We start from the raw sequence: 24642 nt of genomic DNA, 5'->3' as shown, positions 1-24642 counted from the left end.
GAGCAGCAACATGACCACACCGATCGACGTACTCGTGATTGGCGCCGGAGTGGCCGGCCTGGTCGCCGCCCGCGAATGCGCGCAGGTGGGGCTGAGTGTCACCATCATTGAGGCCACCGACGCTGTCGGCGGCCCGGTAGCCGGCCACGTTCTCGACGGACTCAGCCTCGACAGCGGAGCCGAAAGCTTCGCCGTGCGCGGCGGCACCGTGGCCTCATTCATCGAGGACCTCGGCCTCACCGACCAGGTCGTCGCTCCGAACGTCGCCGGCGCCTGGTTGCACCTTCCCGCTCTCAAACCGGGTTCCCCAGTGCAGTCCCACAGCAAAGCGGATGCCTCGGTCAGCGTTCCGCTGCCCAAGGCCGGCGTGCTCGGAATTCCCGGCTCCCCGCTCGCCGACGACGTGCGCCGCGTCATCGGCTGGAAGGGGGCGCTGCGCGCCTACCTCGACCGGCTCATGCCCGTCCTCACGATCGGCCGAGAGCACAGCCTCGGCGACCTCGTGAAGAAGCGCATGGGCCAGCGTGTGCTGGACCGCCTCGTCGAACCCGTCGCCTCCGGCGTCTACACGACGAGCGCCGTCGACCTCGAAATCGACGTTGTCGCCCCCGGACTCAACCGAGCCCTCACCACGGCCGGCTCGCTCTCCGGTGCGGTCTCGGCCCTGCGATCCGGCGCACCCGCCGGTTCCAACGTGGGCGGACTGCTCGGCGGCATGGCCAGCCTGCCCGCCGCCATCGTTGCCGCCCTCGAACACCACAACGTGACCATTGTCACCGGCACCACGGCCCGGAGCCTGGCTCGTTCCGGCACCGACAACGAGCCCACCTGGGCCGTCACCGTCACCCGGCGAGCGGATGCCGACCCCGCCCGCCGAGACGCTGCACAGGCTGAGTCCACGACCGACACCTTCACCGCCCGGTATGTCATCGTCGCGACCCAGGGGGCGCAGGCCTTGCGACTGGTCAATTCGCTCGGCACCCAGTTCGACGCGCTCGCCGAACTCGACTGGCCGGCCCCGACCGCCGTCACCCTCACCTCGCTCGTGCTCGACGCACCCGCACTCGATGTGAACCCGCGCGGCACCGGGGTGCTCGTGTCGATTGATGCTCCCGACGTCACCGCGAAGGCACTCACCCACGTCACAGCGAAATGGGCCTGGGTCGCCGAAGCCGCCGGCCCCGGCCGCCATGTCGTGCGCCTCTCTTACGGGCGGGCAGGAGCGCCTAACCCGACCGACGACCTGACCGACGATGAACTTCAGGCCCTTGCGCTGCACGACGCATCTGCGCTGCTCGGCGTTCCTCTGCCGGCCGGCTGCGTGCGAGCCTTTGCCCGCACCGAGTGGCGCGACGCCCTGTCGCCTGCCACTCTCGGTGCGCCCGAACGCACGCGGCGGGTGCGCGAGGCCGTCGCCGCAACCCCCGGGCTGGAGATCACCGGAGCCTGGTTGGCCGGAACCGGCCTTGCCTCCGTCATCCCGCATGCACTCCAGGCCGGCGACCGTATTCGGCACGCCGCCCTCGGCCTCACCATCACCGCTCCCGACCTCTAACCCAAACTGTGCACTTCCTGTATTGGTACGATCGCACGGGGACATGCCGGAGCGCCTGATACCGAAACGGCGAACCGGGTTACTCTGGGGGAACCTTACGAAAGTGGAGACTCAATGCGCGGAAAGCTTCTGTTCATCACGGGCGGACTCGTCGGCTATGTGCTCGGTGCACGCGCTGGCCGTAAACGCTATGACCAGATCGCCGCCGCTGCCAATGATCTCTGGAACGCCAAGCCCGTGCAGCGCCGGGTGACGCAGGTGCGCGATGCCGCCCTCGAACTGGTCGGCGACATTCCCGCCAACCTGTACAAGGTCGGTAAAAAAGCTGTCTCGCAGGCTGCAGCGAAGAAGAGGCAGGCCGCCAGCAAAACGGATACCGCCGCCGCGACGCCGGCCGCGAAGGCCAGCACCACCACGAGCCGCACTAGTGCAGCGCAGCCCAAGCCCAAGCCGACCCCCGCGGCGGGCGATGATTTCACGGCGCAGTAAGCACACAACAGCTCGTAGAATTCAGACATCTGAAACACCGATACCCGAGCACAGGGAAGGCAATCCGTGACTAGCAGTGGATTCAACCCGAAGAGCAAGCGCCCATTGCTCGCACTGATCGGGGAGCTGCCCGGTCAGATCAGCGCCCTCGTCAAGGCCGAACTGGACGCCTTCAAGGCCGAGTTCGCCGCCAAGGCCAAGAACTTCGGGGTCGGTGCGGCCCTCTTCATCGTGGCCGCTGCTATCCTCTTTTTTGCCCTCGGGGTATTCGTCGCCCTGGCCGTGATCGCCCTGGCCCTGGTGCTGCCGCTGTGGCTCGCCACACTCATCGTGGCGGTCGCGCTGGTGCTCATCGCCGTCATCCTTCTGCTCATCGGAGTCAACCGGGTGAAGGCGGCTACGAAACCCGATCCGGAGGGTGTGCACGCGAGCATCCGTCACGACGTTGATGCGTTCAAGGGAGTTGGCGAATATGACCACAAATAACCTCGAGCTCACCGGGGCTGGCGGCGACAAGCGCGGCATCGGTGATCTGCGGGCCGAAGCGCGGCACGCGCGCGCCGAGCTCGCTTCGACCCTCGATGCTATCGAGTACAAGTTCAATGTGCCCAAGCAGTTGCGCATCAATCGCCGTCGCCTGACCCATGCCCTGCGCCAGCTCGGCGAGGATAGCCCGTCCGCCCTCGTGGGAATTGCGCTGGGTGCGGCGACCGTTGTCGGCGTTATCGTCTGGTTCGGTGCTTCCGCGGTGGTTAAGAACCGCTAGTTCCGATCAAACCGAGCCGGGTCGGTTCACAGGAACCACAGGGTTCATTTTGGTGCCGGGCGCAATAAAGAGCACACTAGAGCCATGACTCACCCGGCTGCCGGAGAGGCAGTACCCAGCGTTCAGCCCACCACTCCCACCGATCCCGAGGTACCCGCTGCCTCGCCGCAAGGTTTCACTCTCTTTACCGTTCTGCGAAAAGATCCGCACAACCCAGATGACCTCGATGGCCGCGATGTTCCGCACGCGGTCAATGAGCTCGACGACGTAGTGGCCTTGATCGAAGCCGAGGGCGTCACCGTGCGCGGTTTCTACGATGTCTCCGGCCTGAAGGCTGACGCCGATGTCATGATCTGGACCCACGCCGACGAGGCCGAGACCCTGCAATGGGCCAACCGTGAATTGCGCCGCAGTCGCCTGCTCAAAAGCCTGCTGCCCACTTGGAATGCCATGGGCGTGCACCGCGACGCCGAGTTCAACAAGAGCCACGTGCCCGGATTCCTCCGCGGCGTCGACCCCAAGGCCTGGCTCACGATTTACCCCTTCGTGCGCAGCTTTGAGTGGTACCTGTTGCCCGACGACGAGCGCAGCAAGATGCTTGCCGACCACGGCCGCAAGGGTGCCGCCTTCCGCGGAGCCCTCGCCAACACCGTCTCGGCCTTCGCCCTCGGCGACTACGAGTGGCTGCTGCCGATCGAGAGTGACGAACTCACCGAGTTGGTCGACCTGATGCGGGGCCTGCGTGAAACCGAAGCGCGCCGCCACGTGCGCGAGGAGATCCCGTTCTACACCGGACGCCGTATCTCGACCGCCGAGGTCGTCGAGGTGCTGCAGTAATGGCACAGTACGACGCCGTTCTGTTGGCCGGTTTCGGCGGACCAGAGGGCCAGGACGACGTGATTCCGTTTCTGCGCAACGTGACCGGAGGCCGCGGAATCCCCGAGGAACGCCTCGAAGAGGTCGCGACCCACTATCGCCACTTCGGCGGCGTCAGCCCGATCAACGACCAGAACCGCGTACTGAAAGCTGCGCTTCAGGTCGAACTCACCCGTCGCGGCATCGACCTGCCCGTGATCTGGGGCAACCGCAACTGGGCACCGTACCTGAAAGATACAATTTCGGACGCTCATGACGCCGGCCAGAATCGTCTGCTCGCGATCGCGACAAGCGCCTACAGTTCCTACAGTGGATGCCGCCAGTACCGTGAGGACTTCGCTGCGGCGCTGACCGCCACCGGCCTGAACGACACGGTGCACATCGACAAGATTCGCCAGTTCTTCGACCACCCCGGCTTCGTCACCCCCTTCATCACCGGTGTGACCAAGGGCCTGCAAGACGTTCAACGAGCCATTCCCGGCATCGATATGGACACCGAGGTCGAGATTCTGTTCTCAACCCACTCGATCCCCATGACGGATGCCAACAAGAGTGGCCCGGCAGAGCGTGGTTTCGGCGAGGGTGGCGCCTATGAGGCGCAGCACCGCGCCGTCGCCCAGGTCATCATGGATTCCCTCGTGGAACCGGACGCTACCGAGGCGCCGCTGAAGACCCAGTGGCAGCTCGTCTACCAGTCCCGCAGCGGCCCACCCACCATGCCGTGGCTCGAGCCTGACATCAACGATGCGATCGCCCTGCTGCCAGCCCGCGGCATCCGTGCCGTCATCATCGTGCCGCTCGGTTTCGTGAGCGATCACATGGAGGTCATGTGGGACCTCGACAACGAGGCGATGGAGACCAGCGAGAAGTTCGGGATCCACGCCGTGCGGGTGCCGACCCCCGGGGTCTCGCCCGATTTCGTGAACGGCCTCGTCGACCTGATCGAGGAACGCCTGAACGATACCCCGGTTGAAGATCGCCCGGCGAAGACCACGCTCGGCCCCTGGTACGACGTGTGCCGCCCCGGCTGCTGCGAAAACGTGCGCCTGGGCTTCAAGCCGGCCGTCGCGGGAATGGCGCCATGACCGTGATCCGCGTGGGTACCCGCGCGAGCGCCCTTGCGCTCGCGCAGACCCAGACGATCGTCAACCGCATCGCGGCCTCGGCTGGCGTCGAGGTGGAAATCGTGCGCGTCACCACGCACGGCGACACCTCGACCGAGCCGCTCTCGAGCCTCGGCGGTACCGGTGTCTTCGCGAGCGCCCTGCGCGAAGCCCTGCTGAACGACGAGTGCGACGTCATCGTGCACTCCTTCAAGGACCTCCCTACCGCGCCTCACCCTGGCTTGCGCATCGGTGCAACGCCCAAGAGAGCGGATGCCCGGGACGTGCTGGTGGCACGAGCCGGCTTCACTCTGGACACCCTGCCCGAGGGCGCCCGAGTCGGCACCGGTTCGCCTCGTCGGGTCGCGCAGCTGCGTGAGCGTCGGCCCGACCTCACGATCGTTGACATTCGGGGCAACATCGACACCCGAGTCGGGCGCGTCGCCGAAGGGGACCTCGACGCCGTCGTTCTGGCTGCTGCCGGCCTCGGACGCCTCGGCCGGCTCGATTCCCTGGCGCCCGAATTTCTCGATCTGTCCGGCTGGCCGACCGCACCCGCCCAGGGCGCGCTCGCGATCGAAGTGCGCGATGGCAAACCCGATCGTCTGCTCGGCGTGGCGCTGGCGACCATGAACCATTCCTCGACCGAGGCGACGACCACCGCCGAACGCACGGTATTGGCCCGCCTCGAGGCCGGCTGCGCCGCACCGATCGGTGCGACCGCGGTCGTCGACGATGGCTTGCTGTTTCTCACCGCTACCGTGTACAGCCCGGACGGCTCGCGCAGGATCACCAGCTCGCACGCGGCAACGCCCGATTCCCACTCTGCCCTCCACCTCACCCAAGCTGCGCTCGACGTGGCCGAACGAGTATCCATAGATCTTCTGGCCGGTGGCGCGGCCGAGTTCGCTCCCCTGAAAGTGACTGAGTGACCACGTGATCAATCGACTGACCAAGCCCCTCGCGGGCTGGCGAGTTCTCGTTCCGCGCGGCGGACCCTGGGGTGACCAGGTGGCAGCCAACCTGCGCGCCAAGGGCGCGCATCCAATCGTCGCCCCCATGATCAACTTCGCCGCAACCGACGACGCCCCGGCCCTCGACGCGGCGCTGGCCCGTCTCGCCGCCGGCGATTTCGACTGGATGACCATCACGAGCGCGACGACCGTCGACGTTTTGTCGTCGCACCGCGCTGTGGTGGCGCCGGGGACCCGCATCGCAGCGGTCGGTGAAACCACCGCTGCCGCGCTGGTCGCGGCCGGCTACCACGTAGACATCATTCCCTCCGAAGACAATTCAGCCCGCGGCCTGCTGGAGGAATGGGAGACGGCGACCGCTGGCGTCATCCCGCTGCGCGTACTCACACTACGCAGTGAGATCGCCAAGCCATTGCTGAGTGAGGGACTGCGCCGCATTGGCCACGATGTGGAGTCGGTCGTCGCCTACCGCACCATCGGGGTTCCGGTCAGCGACCAGGTTGTCGCCGACGTCAAAGCCGGTCTCGTGCACGCCGTACTCGTGACCAGCGGCAGCGTTGCACGTCAGGTGCGCGAACAGTTTGGAGACATTCCCGAACGCACCCTGGTGGCGTGCATCGGCCCGCAGACCGCCAAGGACTCCCGGGCTCTCGGACTGCGCGTTGACGTGGTCGCCTCCGAGCGCAGCGCCGAGTCCCTCATCGAGGCGCTCGTCGATACAGCACTGGCCGGAGCGGCACCGGCGCTCTGATCATGCAGGTCACGACCGGATAACGAAACGCACAGCCGAGCGGCGTAGGGTACAGGAGTGACCAACCCCGTTATTCGCCCACGACGCTTGCGCACCAGCGGCGCGCTCCGTCGTCTGGCCAGTGAAATTCGTGTCCACCCGGCCGAGCTCGTGCTCCCCATGTTCGTGCGCGAAGGCGATGATGCCCGCCCGATTACGTCGATGCCCGGCGTTGTGCAGCACAGCATCGACAGTGCACGCCGGGCCGTCGTGGAGGCGGCGGAGGCCGGCATCGGAGGCATCATGCTGTTCGGGGTACCCGAGGTGCGTGATGCGATCGGAACCGGAGCGACCGATCCCGCGGGCATTCTCAACGTCGCCACTCGCGCTCTCGTCGACGAGATCGGCGACGCGCTCGTCGTGCAGACCGACCTGTGCCTCGACGAATTCACCGACCATGGCCACTGCGGCGTGCTCGCGGCCGATGGCCATGTCGACAATGACGCCACCCTCGAACGCTACCGCGATATGGCCCTCGCCCAAGCCACGGCCGGTTCCGCGCTGCTTGGTCTTTCAGGCATGATGGACGGCCAGGTCGCTGCCGTGCGCGAAACCCTCGACGTCAACGGTTTCGAAGACACCGCCGTGCTCGCCTACTCGGCCAAGTACGCGTCCGCGTTCTACGGTCCGTTCCGTGAGGCCGTCGCCTCAACCCTGGTCGGCGACCGCCGCACCTACCAGCTCGACCCGGCCAACCGGCGTGAGGGCGTGCGTGAAGCGCAGCTCGATATCGACGAGGGCGCTGACATCGTCATGGTCAAGCCGGCTGGCGGCTACCTCGACGTGCTCGCCGAAGTTGCCGCCATGAGTGATATTCCCGTTTGGGCATATCAAGTATCCGGCGAATATGCCATGATCGAAGCCGCCGCCGCTCAGGGCTGGATTGACCGTCGCCGTGCCGTCGAAGAGTCGGTGTTGAGCATCCGCCGGGCCGGCGCCGATGCCGTACTTACCTACTGGGCCGTTGAACTGGCCACCTGGCTCAAGGAGGAGCGCGCATGACCGGCACGATGTCAACTTCGGTGGAGAACGTCGCCACCCACAATGACGAACTCTTCGACCGTGCCCGCCGGGTGATTCCCGGGGGCGTCAACTCGCCGGTGCGTGCCTTCGGCTCAGTCGGCGGCACTCCGCTGTTTCTCGTCAAGGCTGCTGGCGCCTATGTCACGGACTCCGACGGCCGAGAGTATGTCGACCTCGTCAATTCCTGGGGCCCGGCAGTTCTGGGCCACGCTCATCCCGAGGTCGTGAAGGCCGTGCAGGATGCTGCCGCGCTCGGCCTGTCCTTTGGCGCCTCGACTCCCGCCGAGACCGAACTGGCCGAACTCGTCGCCGAACGGGTCGGCGCGGTTGAAAAGCTGCGCCTCGTGTCGACCGGCACAGAGGCGACCATGACTGCCATTCGCCTGGCCCGCGGCTTCACCAATCGTGACCTGCTGATCAAGTTCGCCGGGCACTACCACGGCCACTCCGACGGCCTGCTCGCCCAGGCTGGCTCCGGGCTCGCCACGCTCGCCTTGCCCGGTTCGGCCGGCGTTACCGCGGCTACCGCCGCGCAAACCCTCGTGCTGCCCTATAACGATCTGGAGGCCGTGCGGGCCGCCTTCGAGGCTCATCCTGGCCGTATCGCCGCCATTATCACCGAGGCCGCGGCCGCCAACATGGGAGTTGTCGCCCCGGATGCCGGCTTCAACGCGGCCTTAGCCTCGATCGCGCACGCGAACGGCGCCCTGCTCATCCTCGACGAGGTGCTTACCGGTTTTCGGGTGAGCCGCGCGGGTTTCTGGGGGCTGGAAACCAGAAGCCTGGAGTCGGCCGGTGAAGAGTTCTACACGCCCGACCTGCTCACCTTCGGCAAGATCATCGGTGGCGGACTGCCCGTCGCCGCGCTCGGCGGCCGCGCCGACGTGATGGACTTTCTCGCACCGACCGGCCCGGTGTACCAGGCCGGCACTCTGTCGGGAAACCCGGTCGCCGTCGCGGCGGGCATCGCAACCCTCAACCTGCTCGACGCGGGCGTGTATGACCGTCTCAACGCCACCGCCATAATCCTCTCGGAGGCCGTTTCCGCCTCGCTCACCGCTGAGGGCGTCGCCCACCGGGTGCAACGAGCCGGCAACCTGTTCAGCTTCGTCTTCGGCGACGAGGCACAGGGGTCGGCCCCGCGCACCTACGCCGACGTGCAACGCCAGGAGGCTTTTCGCTACGCACCGTTCTTCCACGCCATGCTCGATGGTGGCGTGTCGCTGCCGCCGAGTGTGTTCGAGGCCTGGTTCGTTTCCGACGCGCACGACCAGAGCGCCATCGGACGCATCTTCGAGGCACTGCCCGCGGCGGCGAAGGCCGCCGCTGCCGCGACACCGCGGGGCTGACCCGGGCGAGCGGATGAGCGTGGCCGACTGGGCACATCCGCTGCCGTTGGAGAGATCCTGCGCTGGGACGTTATTGCTTTGTGAGATTCAAACAACAGATTTGCGGCCCTAACCGGGCAGACTGGAACAATGGCTTCCCTGAGCGTGCATTCTGACCGGCTCGAGATCCACCTGACGCGCGCAGAAAGAACCCTCGCGCTGCGAAGGGAGTCGATCGTGGTGCAGCGGGAGAATATCCGTTCGGTGATCATCACCGAAGATCCCTGGATCTGGTTGCGCGGAATTCGTGCCCTCGGTTCGATCGTTCCGCTCGTCCTTGCCGCGGGAACCTGGAAATTTCATGGCGGCAAGGATTTCGTGTCGATCAAACGTCACCGCCCCGCCGTGGTGATTGACCTCGTCGACGAAGAATTCGCCCGCGTCATTCTCACCAGCCAGCACGCGACCGACCTCATCGACTCGCTCAAGCTGTCGGCCTGATTCGGCAGCCGACGCTGCGGTTACGGTTCCGCCACCGCGATCGCAGAGAGATCATCGAAGGAGACCGTCATGGGTGTCGTGGCTGATCCGCTGGTGTACGCGGCGAGCCCAATCGATCCGGCCTGCTGCAGGGTGGCTGTTGCGTCTGTGCGGCTCAGCGGCCAGGTCGTGGGTTCCGTGGTGCCCGCTGCCCACACTTTGGCCCGAATCGTCGTCGGTGCCGTCCCGAAAACCTGCAATCGCACGTGCAACTGATCATTGGTGGCGTAGCTCAGCCCGTCGATAGTGCTCGCTTGCAGAGTGGTGCCGCCGCGCATGAGCTGCAGCTGCACGGCGCCCGTTGCGAGAACTTTGACCCGCGCCCGGTAGTCGTCGGTGCCAACGCGTCGGCCGATCAGTGAAACGTAGGTGCCGGCTCCCGTCGTCGCCTGTTGCAGTGACGTGGTGACCGTGACATCGGTGCTCTCCGACGAGACGCCGACCAGATAGCCGTTCGCCGTCCCTCCGGCGGCCACGCTCATGTGAGCGGCGCCAGCGGTCACCGCATAGTTGCTGACTCTGCCGGTCGTGGTCCACGCACCTCCGACATCGGCTGAGCCGAGTCCTGAACTGACGTCGCGAGTGAAGGCATCCGTCGCGATGCCCGTTGGCACCGGCATCGGCGCTGAGACGGTGACGGATCGAGTAGTCGTGTCGGTGGCGCCGTCGTTGTCGGTGACGGTCAAGCTGATCGAATAGGTTCCGGCTTCGGCATAGGTGTGCTGCCCGGTGACGCCGTCACTGACGCTATCGTCACCCCACGACCAGGCGAATCCGGTGACGGTCCCATCGGAATCTGCCGATGGCGAAGCATCCGCTGAGACCGCCAGCTGATCGGTGGCGACAGTGAATGCAGCGGTCGGTGCTGCGTTCTGCGGGACGCTTGTGGCGGAGCCCAGTGAGTAGTGCTGCGAGATCACGTCGCCGCTGAGTGGACGCGGATAAACGGCGACATCGTCGATCGTGCCGACGAACCACGGGCTCGACGAGTTCCACGTGTTGTCCCCGCCAATGCGCCAGTAGCCGGAATACGCCTGGGCGCCCGCTTGCGGATTCGTGCCGATGAGAGCGCCATCAACGTAGAGCGCCAGTCCATCAGCTGACTGCTGCGCGAGCACATGGTGCGCGGCTCCATCGTTATAGGAGAGCCCGGTCACGATGGTGTTGGCCTGCCCGGTCCAGGTGCCGAATACCAGGCGACCGTCGTCTTGCAGGTAGACGTGCCGGTCATAACTGTCCGACAATCCAGTCGAAGCGCTGCCGAAGCCGATGATCTTTCCACCCTGCGTTGTCGTCGTGCTGAACCAGGCCTCCAGCGCATAGATGCCGGGAGCCTCAATCAGGGTGTCACTGCTGACGATTCCGCCGCTAAACGACGCGGCCGTGTTGCTCGTGCCGCTCAGCAGTCCGGCAGCGCCCAGGGTGACCGGGTCGGAATAGGTTCCAGGCTGGTCGGAGGCCGATGAGTCGTTCGCTTTCGTTCCAGTGTCTTCACCCAGACGCCAATACAGATCAGGTTCAGCGCTGTAGACGGCCGCGCCGTAGGCGTCGGTAGGAGCCGAAGGGACGGGACTCGTCCGGCCGGAGGCGACAAAGTGTGCCACGATCTGCTTCTGCGTGAGGGGGGCGGAGTAGACGGCGACCTGGGCGATGTCGGCGGCGATGAATGCGCTCGTGGGCTGGCTGGGCCAGCCAGTGACGTTGTCTCCTCCTACGCGCCAGAAGCCCTGGTAGTCCTGACCCGAGGTGATGCTGGCGCGCTGCGCGACCTTCTTGCCGTCGATCAACAGCGACATGCCGGAGCTGCCGAGACTGGCCACTATGTGATGCCACTGGCCATCGTTGTACGAAGCGGACGATGCGATCGTCTGCACTCCGCCGGGGTGGACACCGAACCAGACACGACCGCCCGTGTCCATGTACACATGCCGGTCATAATCGGTGCTTTGGCCGCTATCACTGTTGCCGAACCCGATAATCTTGCCACCCTGTGTGGTCTCGGTTTTCACCCAGGTCTCGACACTGAACGAATTTGAGGAGCTCTGGGCGTCGTTGGTCGCGGCGAATCCGGTCGCCGTGCCGTCGAAACGGCTTGCCGTGATGGCAGCGTCCACGATTGCTCCGGGAACGCCGGGGCTGACCCCGGCGTTCCGGGTCAGGTCTGCGCCGCCGGTCCAGTCGAAAGCCGGGGCACCGGATGCCTCATTCAGTGGCCAATACGACTTGGGGGAGTCTGCAAAAACACTCGCGGAATAGTCGCTGAGGGTGTCGGATGTGATGGTGACACTGGCCGAACCACCCGTTTGCGTATTGCCGAACGGGTCCGTGACCCGAATTCGATAGGAGTAGCTCTGGCCCGGGGTGAGTCCAGTGTCGGTAAAGGACAGTGCCGGCCGGTTCCAGTCGGAGGAGAGCCCCTGAACGCTGGTGACGGGGACGCCGTCGCGCAGCACCTCATAGGTGAGGCTCTCGTTGTCGCGATCGTAAGCCGACTTCCAGCTCAGACGCGCTGTTCCGCTCGCGAACGACATGACCGACGGCAGGAACGCCGATGGATCGAACGAGGCGTTGGTAACACGCGGTCCTTCGTTATTCGGGGCTATGCTCGGCACGGCGAATCGGGCCAGGCCCTGTTGACGTTTGTTATTCACCATCGTGAACTCTCCGCCGTAGAGCAGATACTGGGTATCAGCCGTCACGTGCCACGGACCCTGGCCTTGCCCGGTGAAGCTACCGGTGTTGATGTCGGGATAAAACGCCAGCAGATCGGGTCGAGGTGTGCCCTCGAAGTTGTAGTAGCCGTGCGTGTCGGCAGTGATGACGCCGCCGACATCCATGCTGAAGGCAAGGGTGCGATGGTAGGTCCACGGTGAAGTTTGTTCGAAGCCGTCGATGTTGCCGCAGTAGTGCGCATGCTCGGTCGTGTAGACCTTGTCGCCAGCCGGCACCGCAGAATAGGTGTCCCCATGGCAGTCTTCGACCCAAATCAGACTGCCGTCCTCCCAGCTGGCACGGAATGTTCCTTCGAGGTTGCCGCCGTCCCCGAACACGTAGCCGGTGCCGAACACCCCTTCGGCCGATCCGGTCAGGCTGAGGATGGCCGCCTGGCTGCCGGCGTTTCGAATCAGGCCGTTGACTTTCCACGGCAGTGACGCGCCGGTTGTGGCATCCGTTGCGGCCATGCCGTATCCAGGGTTGGAACTATCGTTATAGGTCGTGAAGGATCCGCCAATGACGACCTTGCTGCCGTCGGGTGAGGCGACGAGGGCGTTGACGGTACCACCGGCCGGCGTGCCCGACCAGGGCAGCAGAGCGCCGGTGGAGCCGTTGAAGGCTGCCATCCTGGCGCGAGACTTACCGCTAGCCGACGTGAACGTGCCGCCGACGTATACGCTATCGCCCGCGAAGGTGAGTGCCTTGACGCCCGCGTTGAGAACCGGCGCCCAGTCGGGAATAAGAGCGCCACTCTGTACGGCGAAAGCGGCAACGCGATACCGGTTGACGCCGCCGATGTTCGTGAAATAGCCTCCGGCGAACAGCCGCGACCCGTCATTAGAGACGGTCAAGGCGCGGACAGCGCCGTTGACATCGGGATTGAAGGAGGCCACAAGAACGCCGGTGGTGAGGTTGTAGGCCAACAGGTTGTTGCGCACGACCTCGTTCACGCCGTCGGCTGAGCCGGCGGGTCGCGAGCGGGTGAATTCCCCCCCGACGTAAACGGTGTCGCCCACAATGAGTTGTGCCCAGACGACCCCATTGATCTGCGCGGTGGGGAGCGAGTCGGCCGATACTGTCACGGGAGTAGTGGCATCCGTGGGGCGACTGTCAGCGACGGCGGCCAGTGGCACTGCGAGAGCGCCCACAACGAGCGCCGTAGAAGCAACCATGGCCAAGAGCCAATTGCGGGTATTCGTTATTGCGCGCACCAGAGAGGCCTCACTTTGACTTTCTTCGCAGCCGCCGGATAACCACCGCACAGATCGGAGCTTAGTGAGAGATTCTCAGGGGCAAACTCCCCCATGCGGGGGTGGAACGCCCCCCTCATGGGGGAGTCTGGCTGGGTGACGTCTTTTTTGCAGCTCACGGCAGAGCCGATCGGGGTCGGACCAAGGCCTAGAGAAACCCAGAGACCCGACCCGGCAGAACGGTGAAGGAAAGCTCGTTGACCGCGGCGACCCTCTCTACCCGGCGCAACCCGGCGTGTGCGTCGCAGGCCGGCAACGCCTGGGCTACACACTCGGAGCAGATTACGAGTTGTTCCCGGCAGGAAGGATCCCCACAATTAGGCATGTTCGTGGTCGGCGCGGCACAGATTTGGCAGACGCCCAGCACGGCAGCGCCGGGAGCGAAGTCGATGGACATCCGCTGGTCGAAGACGTAGAGCGAACCAGACCACAGGCCTTCGTTGCCGAAGGCCTCCCCGTAGCGCACAATGCCGCCATCGAGTTGGTAGACCTCGTCGAACCCGCGGGACTTCATCAGGCCGCTGAGTACCTCACACCGGATGCCACCGGTGCAGTAGGTCACCACCGGCTTGCCCTTGAGATGGTCGTACTTGCCGCTGTCGAGTTCGGCCACGAACTCGCGCGTGTTCACCACGTCGGGTACGACCGCGTCGCGAAAGTGGCCGATTTCAGCCTCGAACCGGTTGCGCCCGTCGAAGAAGACCACCTCGTCGCCGCGCTCGGCGACCAGAGCGTTCAGTTCGGCTGGCTGCAGCTTGGTGCCGCCCCCGACGACTCCCGCTTTGTCGACGCGCAACTCGCCGGGCGCGCCAAAGCTCACGATCTCGTCGCGCACCTTGACCACGAGTTTTGGAAAGTCCAGACTCTGGCCGTCCTCGTCGAGGCCGGTGCCCTCGCTCCACTTGAAATCGATGTTCTTGAACGCGGGGTAGCCGCGCGTCTTGCGGATGTACTTCTTGATCGCGGGCAGGTCGCCGCCGACCGTGCCGTTCAGGCCATCCTTCGAAATGAGGATGCGCCCGCGCAGGCCGAGCCCGGCACACAGGTCGCGTTGCCAAAGACGCACCGCATCGGGGTCGGCCAGTGGTGTGAAGATGTAAAAGAGCAGAATCTTCGGAATGGCCATGGGCTCATTTTACGAGAGTGCGCGCATTGTTCGAGCGCACGGCAAAGCGCCACCCCTCGCTGGAGTCGTTTCCAACGGTGACTGCTCGGAAGCTACCACGGTTTCATGCCCCTCGCTAGCGGCATTCTTGAGCGTGCACGGGAACCGGCGGCGTAGGCTGACGGAGCGCCACAACCAGACGCGCATTCAGGAGGCCATTGTGACCAACGACCCGCTCGCCCGCTTCGGCGAGGTGCCCCAGTTTTCACTCACTAGCAGCGACATGACCGATGGCGGTCCGTTGCGGTCAGCGCAGTACGGTGCCGATGCCGGGGGAGCGGATGTTTCCCCCCAGCTCTCCTGGCGGGGTTTTCCAGCCGAGACCCTGAGTTTCGCGCTTACCGTGTTCGACCCCGACGCGCCGACCGGTTCGGGGTTTTGGCACTGGGCTGTAGCCAACCTGCCGGTCTCCGTGACTGGGCTTTCCGCTGGAGTTCAATCGTTGCCGGCCGGCTCGCTCGTACTGCCTAATGAGCTGCGACTCACCTCATTTTCCGGCGCCGCACCGCCGCCGGAAACCGGTACCCACCGCTACCAGTTCATCGTTCACGCGCTCGACGTGCCAACGCTTGACCTCGACCCGCAGTCCACACCGGGCGTCCTGGGCTTCAACCTGCACTTTCACACGCTTGCGCGTGCAGTATTGGAGGCGACCGGGGTCGCGGGTGGGGCATCCGCTGCCTGAACGCCCGGCGTTCGACCCACGTGAAACCGGAAATCAACCCCAAATGGGATTGTTCCCAGCGAGGATTCGGGGGAGTCGACTTATCCTCAATCAATGAGTCAAGTCACCACCACGTTCGACAGGGATAGTCGCATCCCCCCGCACCGTTCCCCATCATTGCCAGAACGCACCACGCCGAACCGCAGCACGCCAAACCGCACCACACCAGAAAGTGCCGCGCCGGTACCGGCCTGGCTGCACGGTATCCGTCTACACACTGATGGCGTCACTGTCGACCGGTCGGCTCATCGAGAGACCGGGATTCGCCGCCTGCCGGTCTGGGCGTGGCGCGCGCTCATGCTGCGACGGGCGGCTCCGGTGCATAAATTCAACCTGCACCCGATCGATTCCGTTGAGTACGACCTCGATCTGGATTACATCGGCGACGGCCAGAAGATTCACCGGCTCGACGTACTCGCTCCCAAACGCGCGGATGGTGCGGAACCGCTGCCCGTCTACGTGTACTTTCACGGCGGTGGCTGGACCTCGGGTGACAAAGATCCGCTCACCAAGTACTGCGCGAGCCAGGCCGCCGAAGGCATGATCGTCGTCAATGCCAACTATCGAATGGCGACGCGGTTTCAGCTCAAGCACATGTTGCAGGATGGCAACGCCGTGCTCGACTGGGTGGCCCGCAACATCGCCGCCTACGGGGGAGACCCGACACGCATCGTGCTCGGTGGTGATTCCGCCGGCGGCCACATTGCGGCGCTGCTCACAGCGGCGGCGTTCGAGCCAGAACTCGCCACACACTATGACATCGCACCCCCGGTCGCCCCGCGAAACCTGCGCGGCCTGGTGCAGCACTGCAGCATCGCCGATTTCTCGGTGCTGTTCGACCGCGGGTTTGTACTGAGCCTCAATTTCGTCAGGATGCTGTTGCCCGATCGGGGGCGGGGACTGCACCTGCGCACGGCCGCACGTTTTATGTCGCCGATCGAGTGGCTCAACCGCGGGTTTCCGCCGGTCTTTGTCACGACATCGGAGCGCGATTACTTTTACCGCGCCAACCTCAACTTCATCGAGGCGCTGCGGGCGCGCAAGATTCGCGTCGATACCTTGATTTATGGCCGACAGAGCGTCAATACCAAGCACACCTGGCAGCAAGACGACACGCATCCGGAATCGCAGGAGGTCTACCGTCGCCTCGGAGCATTCGTGCGTGCTGTCGCGCCGCGCGCGGTCGCTGCACTCTAGGTCAGGACCACGCATGGGTCGCCGCGATCACCCCCTGCTGGGGCATCGGATGCTGGTGCTCACCCACAATAGTCACCGTGCCTGAGCGCCGGTGTCGTTAGCATCGAGTCGTGCATATGTTCTTCAGAACCCTCCTTCATGCCCTGCTGTCGAAGTTCGGCCCTCGGCTCGGTCACTTCGACGTCGCTCGCACCAACTTCGTGACAATGCCGACCGACCTGGATATTTTGCGGCACATGAATAACGGGGTCTACCTGTCGATCATGGACGTGGCCCGCTTCGATATGTTGCACCGAACCGGCGTCTGGGCCATTTTCCAGGAGCGCGGCTGGTACCCGGTTGTGGTTTCTGAGACGATCAGCTTTCGCAAGTCGCTCACGGTCGGCCAGAAGTTCACGGTGGAGTCGCGCATCCTCGGCTTCGACGAGAAAGCCGTATACGTCGAGCAGCGTTTCGTGCGACCGGATGCCGATGGCTCACCCGAAATCTACTCCCACGGCTACATTCGCGGCCGCTTTCTCAAGCGCACCGGCGGCGTGGTGACGATCGACGAGCTGCTCGAGGCGATCGGTGTCGCCCCCGACGATGTGACGGTGCCCGAGTGGCTGCTTGAGTGGAGCCGCAATGCCGCGGCTCCCGCCACGCGAGCCCCCGCGCCGAGCATCTGGAACTAGCTGAACGGGTTGCGCCAACCGCGCCACGAGCAGCGTCAGCTGCGCCAAAGTGGTTCGAGGCTGGCGGTGTTGGCAGAGCGGGTCCCCACTGCTGCGTCGTTCTTCAGCCGCACGTCAGTTGAGTTTGAGCGCTATCGAGAGGAAGGTGCCGCTCTAAGGGGTTTGGCTTGCGGGCACGTGTACAGCCTTCGAGCCAATGTGTGCGGGTGTGCGGTTGCGGGAAATTCTTGGCCGCCAACTCGACCGGGCAGGCTGTAGTGGTGGAAGAAGTTCCCGATTCCCAGGTTCCCGAGGGTGTTCGGCGGCGGACCTATACCGCCAAGTACAAACGCGACATTCTGACCGAGTGATGAAGTCCATGATTTGTCCGTGTCTGGAGGGTTTTTTCATGGGGCAGCAGGCGCCCCGATCGCGCCGCCGCGAGGCCGGGTTCAGAAGGGTTTGGTGGGCAGGTATTTTCCGTCGAGGGTGATCACGGCACGTGAACCGCCGTCGGGGTCTTCAACTTTCTTGATGTCTAGCTTGAAATTGATGGCGCTGATGATGCCGTCGCCGAACTGTTCGTGGACCAGGGCCTTCAAAGTGGAGCCGTAGACCTGCATCATTTCGTAAAACCGGTAAACGGTGGGGTCGGTCGGGATGCCGCCGGGGATGCTGCCGCGCATCGGAATGGTCTGCAGCAGCATTGCGGCGTCCTTGCCTAGACCCAGCCGCTCAGCGACGAGTTCCGCAGCGGCTTCGGGCAACGGATGCTGACCGAGCAGGGCGGCGGTGACGAAAACTAGGCTCAAACCGGTGCCATCGGTCAGTTCCTGCCAGGAGAGGTCCTTGCGCATCTTGGCGTCGATGATGGCGGCGGTCAGTTCCTCGCGCGGAGCTGGGGTGTTCTGGGAATGAATCATGGTGTTTTCCTTTTCTTTTGGTGATACGAGGTGGTTAGGCGGCCAAGCCGGATACGGCCGGTGTGGCATGGTCCGGCGCATTGCCCGCGAGTGGGACAAAATGGCCGGTGACACCGTCCAGGGTGTCAATGGAGCCGGTTTCGATGTCGTAGACCCAGCCGTGGAGGTTTAGCCGGTTCTGATCCAGGGCCAAGGCGACGGAGGGATGGGTCCTGATGTTGGTCAGCTGGGCGATGACGTTCCCGCGGACCATGGCCTTCAACGACTCGTGGGCCGATGCGTGGGTACGGGCGGCATTGACGGCCTTCGCCGCGTCGGCGTGGGCAAGCCAATTGGCCACGGCCGGCAAGTGGTCCAGGTTCATGTCGGTCGAGATGGCAGTCATCGCTCCGCAGTCGGAATGGCCACAGATGATGATGTCCGTGACGCCCAGGACGGCGACCGCGTACTCGACTGTCGCGGAGACACCGCCGGGCTCCGGGCCGTAGGCGGGCACGATGTTGCCGGCGTTGCGCATGACGAACAGGTCACCCGGTTCCTGCTGGGTCAGCAGCTCTGGCACGACCCGGCTGTCCGAGCAGGCAATGAACAGGGCCTCAGGGCTCTGGGCGGTGGCCAGCTCCTTGAAGAGTTCAGAACGCGCCGGAAAGGCCTCCCGTTGGAATTTCAGAAAGCCTTCAATGATGTTTTGCATGGGCTGTCCTCTCGATGTTTGGGGGGATATCTCAATGATGACGGAAACTATCTATAGTGTCCAAGACCTATTTATGATGGAATCAATAGGTAATTTCTATAGTTGGAGAATTGTGATGTTGCGCCACATTCGTTACCTGACCGCGGTGGCGGAACACCAGAATTTCACTCGCGCGGCCGAGTCGCTCCGCGTCTCCCAACCGACGCTGTCGCAACAGATCAAGCAACTGGAGAACTCGTTAAACGTTCAGCTCTTGGACCGGTCCGGACGGACCGTGCGGCTGACAGACGCTGGCGAGGCCTTCCTGCGCTACACCCGCCGCGCCCTGCGCGAACTTGACGCCGGAACCCGGGCCATCCACGACGTGCAGGACCTGAGCCGTGGATCGCTCCGGTTGGCGATGACGCCTACGTTCACCGCGTACCTGATCGGTCCACTGGTCGAACGCTTCCGCACCCGCTATCCCGGCATCACCTTGAGCCTGCAGGAGATGACCCAAGACCGCATCGAGGTGGCACTGGCCGAGGACACCCTCGACCTAGGCATCGCATTTGCCGAGGTGCGTTCGTCCGAGATTGAGACCCAGGCCTTGTTCGTCGAAACTCTCAGCCTGGTTGTCGGCAACAACCATCTGCGCGTCGGACAGCAGGCACCCATGACCCTGCGGGAGTTGGAACAGGAGGAGCTTGTGCTGCTCAGTAATGACTTTGCTACCCGGCGCCACATCGACCTGCATTTTCGGGACCACGGCGTTGCCCCCCGCATCGCGATCGAAGTCAACTCCGTCAGCGCGATCATGGAAATCATTCGTCGTGGCCAGCTCGCCACCGTGCTGCCCGAAGCCATTGCCCGCGAACAGCACGGGCTCAACCCGGTTGCCGTGCTGCCTGCTATTCCACACCGCACCGCAGCCCTGCTCAGAAGGCAGGGTGCGTACATGAGCGCAGCCAGCAGGGCCTTCACCGAGCTGATATCGATGTGGAGCTAGCCGCCTGACCCCGCCACGACCAACGAAGTCACCGTCAAAGGACCTGTCCAACACCACCGATTCGTTTTACAGAAAACCAATGCAGCGCTCGGCGGCCATCGCATTGTGGTGCGCGATGGCGCCGACAGTGGCGATCAAGCCGGGCAAGACGTTGACCACCCGCACGCCTTTCGGCCCGACTTCGGCGGCGAGAGAGCGACTGTAAAAGTTCATGGCCTCTTTCGATAATGCGAGAACGAGGTTAAAAACATGCCGTTCGTTGGTTCCCGCGTCTGCGTTGGCGATCACGATTATCCGGATCACTGCGTTTGCCAACCAGAGCACGACCATTGCGAGGCTGAGTCCGACTTGGTTTCTGTCGACCCACAAAATCATTCGTCCGCAAGTCGGGGTGTCGATGTCTAGGTGATCTCCCAATTCCTACGAGTTCGATGAAAGGTTCCACTCGCGGTCGTTTTTCTGACGGCCGTGATGCCTCGCTGCAGCGCGACCGCGGCTGTCTCGTCAGCAGGCGAATCCGATCGCGGACTGCGAGAATCAATGCATGACTTCCACCGATCGTGCGGCGATACTCGTTGGGCGGGGGAAAGCCCTCGAATGGATCACGCTGGGGTGGAACTTCATTGGTGTCATCGTGCTGGCTTTCCTCGCGACCGTGGCGGCTGTGGTGGTCCTGGTTACCGAAAGACGGGTGGCGTTCATCGACGGTCTCCTTGCCAGCGCGGTGCTCCTCGGCTTGGTACTCGATCTGGCACTCGGATGGTGGTGGGCCGACCCGCTCGCGGGTTACGTCATCGTCTATTACGTGGCTCGCGAGGGTCTCAGAATCTTTTGTTCGAACGGGGGCAGCTTATGACGACCTGGTGGACCGTTGTCCTGAGCGTGCTCGGCGGATTGCTGGTGCTATGGCTGGTTCTTGTTCTCGTTCTCTGGATCGAGCAACGCCGGCAGCCTGGCGGAGCATCACTTCGTGATCTGCTGCGCCTCGCGCCCGACGTCGCCCGGCTACTCAAACGCCTCGCCGCCGATCGAACCGTGTCGATCGGGGTTCGAATCTGGCTCGCGGTTCTTTTGCTCTACCTGCTGTCGCCGATCGACTTGATTCCGGATTTCATACCCGTTCTCGGTTACGCCGACGACGCCATCGTTGTCGCGATCGCTCTACGATTCGCGACTCGCCGGGCGGGCAGCGATGCGGTCAAGCGGCATTGGCCGGGAACACCCGAAGGGCTCTCAGCCGTGCTCCGACTGGCTGGCTTGAAACCCTCGGCGTAATGCTCGCGTTCGCTAAACGATCCGAAACCCGTCGAGCAGGCGTCCCAGCGAGGGTTCGTCTTATGGAACTTCTGCGGAGCGCTTCTCGCCACTGCCAAGAGCTACCGCAGCACGAAGTGACCGATTAGGCGGTGCGCACCGGAACGATGAGGTCCTTGTAGAACTGCGCGTGCGCTGGATAGTAATGCTCCCACTCGGGCAATGGCAGGCCGGCTCGGGAGGCGACCAGTCGATCGAGGTAAAAGTCCCAGCCCGGCCCCATCGTGGCGACCTCCGAGGGGGAACGCAAGCGTTGCCCGAACGTGAGGTTGGTCATGCCGTCGCCCTCGACCAGGTGGAACAGCGCGCGCCAAGAATCCTCGCCCTCGCCGAAATCGCCGCTGAAGCGGTGCGGAGCCTGGCACTGCCGAATGCTCACGTACTCCCACTTGGCGTCCGGCTCCGCCGTCATCCTGAATTTGACGGCCCCGGTGGCCGGCGAACCGGTGTAGGTGCCGATCCACTTCTCGAGTTCGGCCGGGCGGGTCAGGCTCGCCCACACTTTTTCGATCGGCGCGTTGAACAACCGATTCAGCATGAGATACAGGCCGTCCTCGCGCTGAACGAGGCGTCCGGTGGGCTTGGCTGACATGGTGACCTCCACTGTGAGTGAAACGCGAGTCTTACCTCAGGCTAGGCCACTTTGCGCCCCTCGGCTATATGTCAGAGGCCCTCCAGAACGGACACGGCGGCGTTGTGGCCGCCCGCTCCGCTGACCCCGCCGCAGCGGCCCCACCGGTTTGGGTTTCGATGCGAGGGTGACCGTCGGCATCCGTCATGACCAGATCCTATCGAGGGCGAGAAGTCACCTTGTATTCGCCTGCCAGACACCTGGGACCGCTACGCAGAGGCATCCAATGTCTGTTCCCAGGAGGATCACCGCATGAGCGCCTTGAGACGCCCAGCCCGACGCCGAGTTCCCATAGTCACCGAGTTCCCATAGTCACCGAGTTCCCATAGTCACCATGGCGGCCGTCGTCGCCTGCGCCGCGCTCGCGGCCGCGCCCCTCGTGTCGGCCGCGCCCCTCGTGTCGGCGGTGCCGATGGCCTCGGCGCGATGGCCATCGAATCGCCCAGCAAAACGGATACCGGCTGGCTCGTCTTCTTCGACGCCACCGCCGCGGCGCCCACAATTCTCGGTGCCGTCAGGGTTGGAGCCCTGCCCGACATGGTCAGCATCTCGGCCGACGGCAGCTACGCCGTCGTGGCCAACGAGGGTGAGCCGAACGACGCCTACACGATCGACCCCGAGGGTTCCGTGGGCGTCGTCACACTGCCCGGCACGCTGGCCGCACCGGCGCAGTCTGCCGTTACGACGGCTGATTTTCACGCCTACGAAGCCAATGGCGGCAGGACGTTGCACGAGGACGTGCGCGTCTTCGGCCCGACGGTCAATACGGCGTTCCCGATCTCGGCCAACCTCGAACCCGAATATGTAGCGATTGACGAAATCACCGCCTACGTTGCCCTGCAGGAAGCCAACGCCGTCGCCATCGTCGACCTTGCCACACCAAAAGCTGTTAGGACGAGCTCTACTCCTTCGGCTCGCGCTCGTTCTCCATCTGGAACACGAACGGCACGCAGGCCTTCGGCTCCGGAGACGACTTCGAACGCATCCCCGCCGCGGCGAACCCCGCGTACTTCAACTCCACGCACAGCGATGCCATCACCGACCTGTCGGCGGCTGGTGACCTCGGCCCGGAAGGTGTCACGTTCATCTCCGCAGAGAAGTCTCCCACCGGTGAGCCAATGCTCGCCGTCGGCAACGAGGTATCCGGAACCACGACGATCTTCTCGATCAATACCATCGTCGCTCCGGTCACCACCGAGATCCAGGTGCCCGGCATCAACGACTTTCACGGTCGCCTCGAAGTCAACGCCAGGACCAGGAGGCCGGCGCTGCCGTGCTCGCTGGAGCCGTCGCGCAGCCGAAGACCGAAAACCCGAACACCCTGTTCGTCTCCGCGGGAGACAACATCGGCGCCTCCACCTTCACGTCGTTCTCGCAGCAGGACGAACCGACCATCGACGCCCTCCTCGCGGCCGAGCTGGACGCATCCGTTGTGGGAAACCACGAGCCCGACGCCGCACAGGGCGAGCACATCGTCGGCATGTCCCTGAACGGTGTGGCGATCTCCCCGGCCGCAGTCTTTCGCGTCACGACGAACTCGTTCCTGGCCGCGGGCGGTGATAAATTCACGACCTTCGCCGCCGGAATCAACGCTACGGATACTGGCCAGGCCGACCTCACCGCCACTGTCTCGTACTTCGAGCAGCACGTGCTCGTCGACCCGGCACCGCTTGGCCGCGCCGTGCTGGCGGGCACCGACTGGGCCAGTGTCACGGTCGGCGACGCCGGGTTCACCCCGGGCGAGCGGGTCACCGTCACGGTCTCCGGGCTGAACCCCGGGCAAAAGATCACCGGCACGCTCTACTCCACACCGGTGAACCTCGGCACCTTCGCGGCCAACGCCGCTGGAATTGCCACGTTCTCGGCGGTGATCCCGATCAACACCCCGGTCGGGGCGCACGATGCCCCGGCTGTCGTGCCCGGGGCATCCGTCTGTGATCGCAGGGGCGTGTCACACCGGCGCGAGCGGCTCGAACGGGCGTGGCGGCTCGAGCGGGTCGGACTCGGTGGGCTTGGCCACCTTGCTTACCGCCCGGTCGAGGGCGCCGCGCACCGCGACGACGCCGGGGCGCCCGGCACTCGAACGACGCGCGGCCGAAAATAGGGTGCGATGTGGTGTGCCCGGCAGATCGTGCAGCTGCACGGCCGGCATACGACCGGCCCAGACCAAATCGGGCAGAATGCCCACGGCATTGCCTGATTCAATCAAGCGGATGTGCGCGATCAGGTCGGCGGTCTCAAACCGAACGTCGGGTTCGAACCCGGCCGAACGGCATAGCTGCGTGGCCCACTGGCGCGAGGCGGTGCCGACCGGTTCCATCACCCAGGGCAGGCCGGCGGTGTCCTCGAGCCTGTCGGCGCCAACGCGCGAGTTCTCCGCGGGCGGCACCGCGAGCCGTAATGCGTCCGTCGCGAGGTTCACCCGGTCGAGGTCGGGCCAGTGCGCGCGAGTGTGGCCGGGATACTGCTCGGCCAGCACGAGGTCGAAGTCCCGTGCCGCGACGTCGAACAGGCCACGCTCGGGCTCACGCTCGGTCACTTCGACCCGCAGCGCTGGAAATTCCTCGGCGAGAAAGGTGAGCGCCCGCGGAATCACGGCCAGGGCTGCCGACTGGAACACAGCCACCCGCACGGTGCCAGACACGGTCGTCGTGCTGGCACGCAGGTCGGCCTCAGCGAGCTCGAGCCGCTCCAGCAGATGCGTGGTGTGCTCGACCAGAATCTCGGCTTGCGGGGTGAGCTGCACGCGGCGACCGACTTTCTTGAGCAATACGACGCCGGCCTCTTTTTCGAGCAGCGCGAGCTGTTGCGACACCGCGGACGGGCTGTACGCGAGGGCCGTGGCGACCCCGGCCAGGGTGCCGCGAATCTTCAGTTCACGCAGCAGCCGCAACCGCCTGACATCCAGCATGTGCTACTCCGTACACCCATCAGCCCACCAAAA

26 protein-coding genes and 1 pseudogene are annotated in these 24642 nt (G+C 64.5%); 19 read left to right on the top strand and 8 right to left on the bottom strand.

Translation table 11 applies throughout. From position 1 onward, the window contains the following. Positions 1-10 precede the first annotated feature (10 nt). From E3T27_RS01475 to E3T27_RS01425, 11 genes are all read left to right on the top strand, one after another. Positions 11-1555 (top strand): protoporphyrinogen/coproporphyrinogen oxidase, encoded by a 1545-nt coding sequence (locus tag E3T27_RS01475; RefSeq protein WP_134571348.1) that lies wholly within the window; start codon positions 11-13, stop codon positions 1553-1555. A gap of 114 nt (positions 1556-1669) precedes the next feature. After that, the gene (locus E3T27_RS01470) at positions 1670-2044 is read left to right on the top strand and encodes a hypothetical protein (protein ID WP_134571347.1); all 375 of its coding nucleotides are present in this window, start codon (positions 1670-1672) and stop codon (positions 2042-2044) included. 66 nt (positions 2045-2110) lie between these two features. Then, a complete protein-coding gene (locus E3T27_RS01465) occupies positions 2111-2530 on the top strand; it encodes a phage holin family protein (RefSeq protein ID WP_104197202.1) in 420 nt (139 codons plus the stop codon). Continuing rightward, complete coding sequence (locus E3T27_RS01460) at positions 2517-2810, top strand: DUF3618 domain-containing protein (protein ID WP_233200773.1); 294 nt, start codon at positions 2517-2519, stop codon at positions 2808-2810. Before E3T27_RS01465 ends, E3T27_RS01460 begins: the two co-directional genes overlap by 14 nt. 84 nt (positions 2811-2894) lie before the next feature. Continuing rightward, positions 2895-3647: a hydrogen peroxide-dependent heme synthase gene (gene hemQ, locus E3T27_RS01455; protein ID WP_134571346.1), complete on the top strand. Its 753-nt coding sequence runs from the start codon at positions 2895-2897 to the stop codon at positions 3645-3647. Further along, positions 3647-4771 (top strand): ferrochelatase, encoded by a 1125-nt coding sequence (locus E3T27_RS01450; RefSeq protein WP_134571345.1) that lies wholly within the window; start codon positions 3647-3649, stop codon positions 4769-4771. The genes hemQ and E3T27_RS01450 overlap by 1 nt, the downstream gene beginning before the upstream one ends. Beyond that, positions 4768-5721 carry a hydroxymethylbilane synthase gene (gene hemC, locus E3T27_RS01445; protein WP_104197199.1) on the top strand — a complete coding sequence of 318 codons (954 nt, stop codon included), beginning with the start codon at positions 4768-4770 and terminating at the stop codon, positions 5719-5721. Before E3T27_RS01450 ends, hemC begins: the two co-directional genes overlap by 4 nt. Before the next feature lie 4 nt (positions 5722-5725). After that, positions 5726-6514: a uroporphyrinogen-III synthase gene (locus tag E3T27_RS01440; RefSeq protein WP_104197198.1), complete on the top strand. Its 789-nt coding sequence runs from the start codon at positions 5726-5728 to the stop codon at positions 6512-6514. A gap of 57 nt (positions 6515-6571) precedes the next feature. Next, complete coding sequence (gene hemB / locus E3T27_RS01435) at positions 6572-7555, top strand: porphobilinogen synthase (RefSeq protein ID WP_104197197.1); 984 nt, start codon at positions 6572-6574, stop codon at positions 7553-7555. After that, a complete protein-coding gene (gene hemL, locus E3T27_RS01430) occupies positions 7552-8925 on the top strand; it encodes a glutamate-1-semialdehyde 2,1-aminomutase (protein WP_241992068.1) in 1374 nt (457 codons plus the stop codon). Before hemB ends, hemL begins: the two co-directional genes overlap by 4 nt. A 129-nt stretch (positions 8926-9054) precedes the next feature. After that, positions 9055-9405: a hypothetical protein gene (locus tag E3T27_RS01425; RefSeq protein ID WP_104197196.1), complete on the top strand. Its 351-nt coding sequence runs from the start codon at positions 9055-9057 to the stop codon at positions 9403-9405. A 20-nt stretch (positions 9406-9425) separates the two neighbouring features. On the opposite strand, the gene E3T27_RS01420 is transcribed toward E3T27_RS01425, so the two are convergent. Together E3T27_RS01420 and trhO are read right to left on the bottom strand one after the other, a co-directional pair. Next, positions 9426-13370, bottom strand: coding sequence for a LamG-like jellyroll fold domain-containing protein (locus E3T27_RS01420; protein ID WP_241992067.1), 3945 nt, complete (start codon positions 13368-13370; stop codon positions 9426-9428). Between the two features lie 187 nt (positions 13371-13557). Then, complete coding sequence (trhO, locus tag E3T27_RS01415; RefSeq protein WP_134571343.1) at positions 13558-14535, bottom strand: oxygen-dependent tRNA uridine(34) hydroxylase TrhO; 978 nt, start codon at positions 14533-14535, stop codon at positions 13558-13560. A gap of 199 nt (positions 14536-14734) precedes the next feature. On the opposite strand from trhO, the gene E3T27_RS01410 reads away from it, so the two are divergent. The 4 genes from E3T27_RS01410 to E3T27_RS17125 all read left to right on the top strand — a co-directional run bounded on the left by E3T27_RS01410 (position 14735) and on the right by E3T27_RS17125 (position 17519). Next, positions 14735-15259 carry a YbhB/YbcL family Raf kinase inhibitor-like protein gene (locus tag E3T27_RS01410; protein ID WP_241992066.1) on the top strand — a complete coding sequence of 175 codons (525 nt, stop codon included), beginning with the start codon at positions 14735-14737 and terminating at the stop codon, positions 15257-15259. Between the two features lie 93 nt (positions 15260-15352). After that, entirely contained in the window at positions 15353-16495 is a 1143-nt protein-coding gene (locus E3T27_RS01405; protein ID WP_241992065.1) for an alpha/beta hydrolase, read from the top strand. 116 nt (positions 16496-16611) lie between these two features. Continuing rightward, complete coding sequence (locus E3T27_RS01400; RefSeq protein WP_104197193.1) at positions 16612-17169, top strand: acyl-CoA thioesterase; 558 nt, start codon at positions 16612-16614, stop codon at positions 17167-17169. 227 nt (positions 17170-17396) lie between these two features. After that, positions 17397-17519 (top strand): hypothetical protein, encoded by a 123-nt coding sequence (locus tag E3T27_RS17125; RefSeq protein ID WP_277612381.1) that lies wholly within the window; start codon positions 17397-17399, stop codon positions 17517-17519. Positions 17520-17600: 81 nt separating this feature from the next. On the opposite strand, the gene cynS is transcribed toward E3T27_RS17125, so the two are convergent. Both cynS and E3T27_RS01390 read right to left on the bottom strand, forming a co-directional pair. Next, a complete protein-coding gene (gene cynS / locus E3T27_RS01395) occupies positions 17601-18071 on the bottom strand; it encodes a cyanase (RefSeq protein WP_104197192.1) in 471 nt (156 codons plus the stop codon). A 34-nt stretch (positions 18072-18105) separates the two neighbouring features. Beyond that, the gene (locus tag E3T27_RS01390) at positions 18106-18765 is read right to left on the bottom strand and encodes a carbonic anhydrase (protein WP_134571342.1); all 660 of its coding nucleotides are present in this window, start codon (positions 18763-18765) and stop codon (positions 18106-18108) included. Positions 18766-18880: 115 nt separating this feature from the next. Between E3T27_RS01390 and cynR the strand changes: the two genes are divergently transcribed. Then, positions 18881-19753, top strand: coding sequence for a transcriptional regulator CynR (gene cynR, locus E3T27_RS01385; RefSeq protein ID WP_206750143.1), 873 nt, complete (start codon positions 18881-18883; stop codon positions 19751-19753). A gap of 66 nt (positions 19754-19819) precedes the next feature. On the opposite strand, the gene E3T27_RS01380 is transcribed toward cynR, so the two are convergent. Beyond that, complete coding sequence (locus tag E3T27_RS01380; protein WP_198416453.1) at positions 19820-20083, bottom strand: SDR family oxidoreductase; 264 nt, start codon at positions 20081-20083, stop codon at positions 19820-19822. Between the two features lie 214 nt (positions 20084-20297). On the opposite strand from E3T27_RS01380, the gene E3T27_RS01375 reads away from it, so the two are divergent. Together E3T27_RS01375 and E3T27_RS01370 are read left to right on the top strand one after the other, a co-directional pair. Beyond that, a complete protein-coding gene (locus E3T27_RS01375) occupies positions 20298-20609 on the top strand; it encodes a hypothetical protein (protein ID WP_134571339.1) in 312 nt (103 codons plus the stop codon). Then, the gene (locus E3T27_RS01370; RefSeq protein WP_104197188.1) at positions 20606-21028 is read left to right on the top strand and encodes a YkvA family protein; all 423 of its coding nucleotides are present in this window, start codon (positions 20606-20608) and stop codon (positions 21026-21028) included. The genes E3T27_RS01375 and E3T27_RS01370 overlap by 4 nt, the downstream gene beginning before the upstream one ends. Before the next feature lie 124 nt (positions 21029-21152). On the opposite strand, the gene E3T27_RS01365 is transcribed toward E3T27_RS01370, so the two are convergent. Beyond that, positions 21153-21659: an SRPBCC domain-containing protein gene (locus tag E3T27_RS01365; RefSeq protein ID WP_104197187.1), complete on the bottom strand. Its 507-nt coding sequence runs from the start codon at positions 21657-21659 to the stop codon at positions 21153-21155. A 465-nt stretch (positions 21660-22124) separates the two neighbouring features. Between E3T27_RS01365 and E3T27_RS17250 the strand changes: the two are divergent. Beyond that, positions 22125-22523 (top strand): annotated as a pseudogene (locus E3T27_RS17250) (choice-of-anchor I domain-containing protein); the annotation flags it as partial. A 76-nt stretch (positions 22524-22599) separates the two neighbouring features. Here the strand turns inward: E3T27_RS17250 and E3T27_RS17215 are convergent. Next, positions 22600-22914: a hypothetical protein gene (locus E3T27_RS17215; protein WP_206750148.1), complete on the bottom strand. Its 315-nt coding sequence runs from the start codon at positions 22912-22914 to the stop codon at positions 22600-22602. A 735-nt stretch (positions 22915-23649) separates the two neighbouring features. Next, positions 23650-24609 carry a LysR family transcriptional regulator gene (locus E3T27_RS16690; RefSeq protein WP_104197184.1) on the bottom strand — a complete coding sequence of 320 codons (960 nt, stop codon included), beginning with the start codon at positions 24607-24609 and terminating at the stop codon, positions 23650-23652. Positions 24610-24642 lie beyond the last annotated feature (33 nt).

It is taken from the genome of Cryobacterium lyxosi (genome assembly GCF_004403345.1).
GTDB classification, from domain to species: Bacteria; Actinomycetota; Actinomycetes; order Actinomycetales; family Microbacteriaceae; genus Cryobacterium; species Cryobacterium lyxosi.
This window is presented reverse-complemented; position numbering and strand designations above follow the sequence as displayed.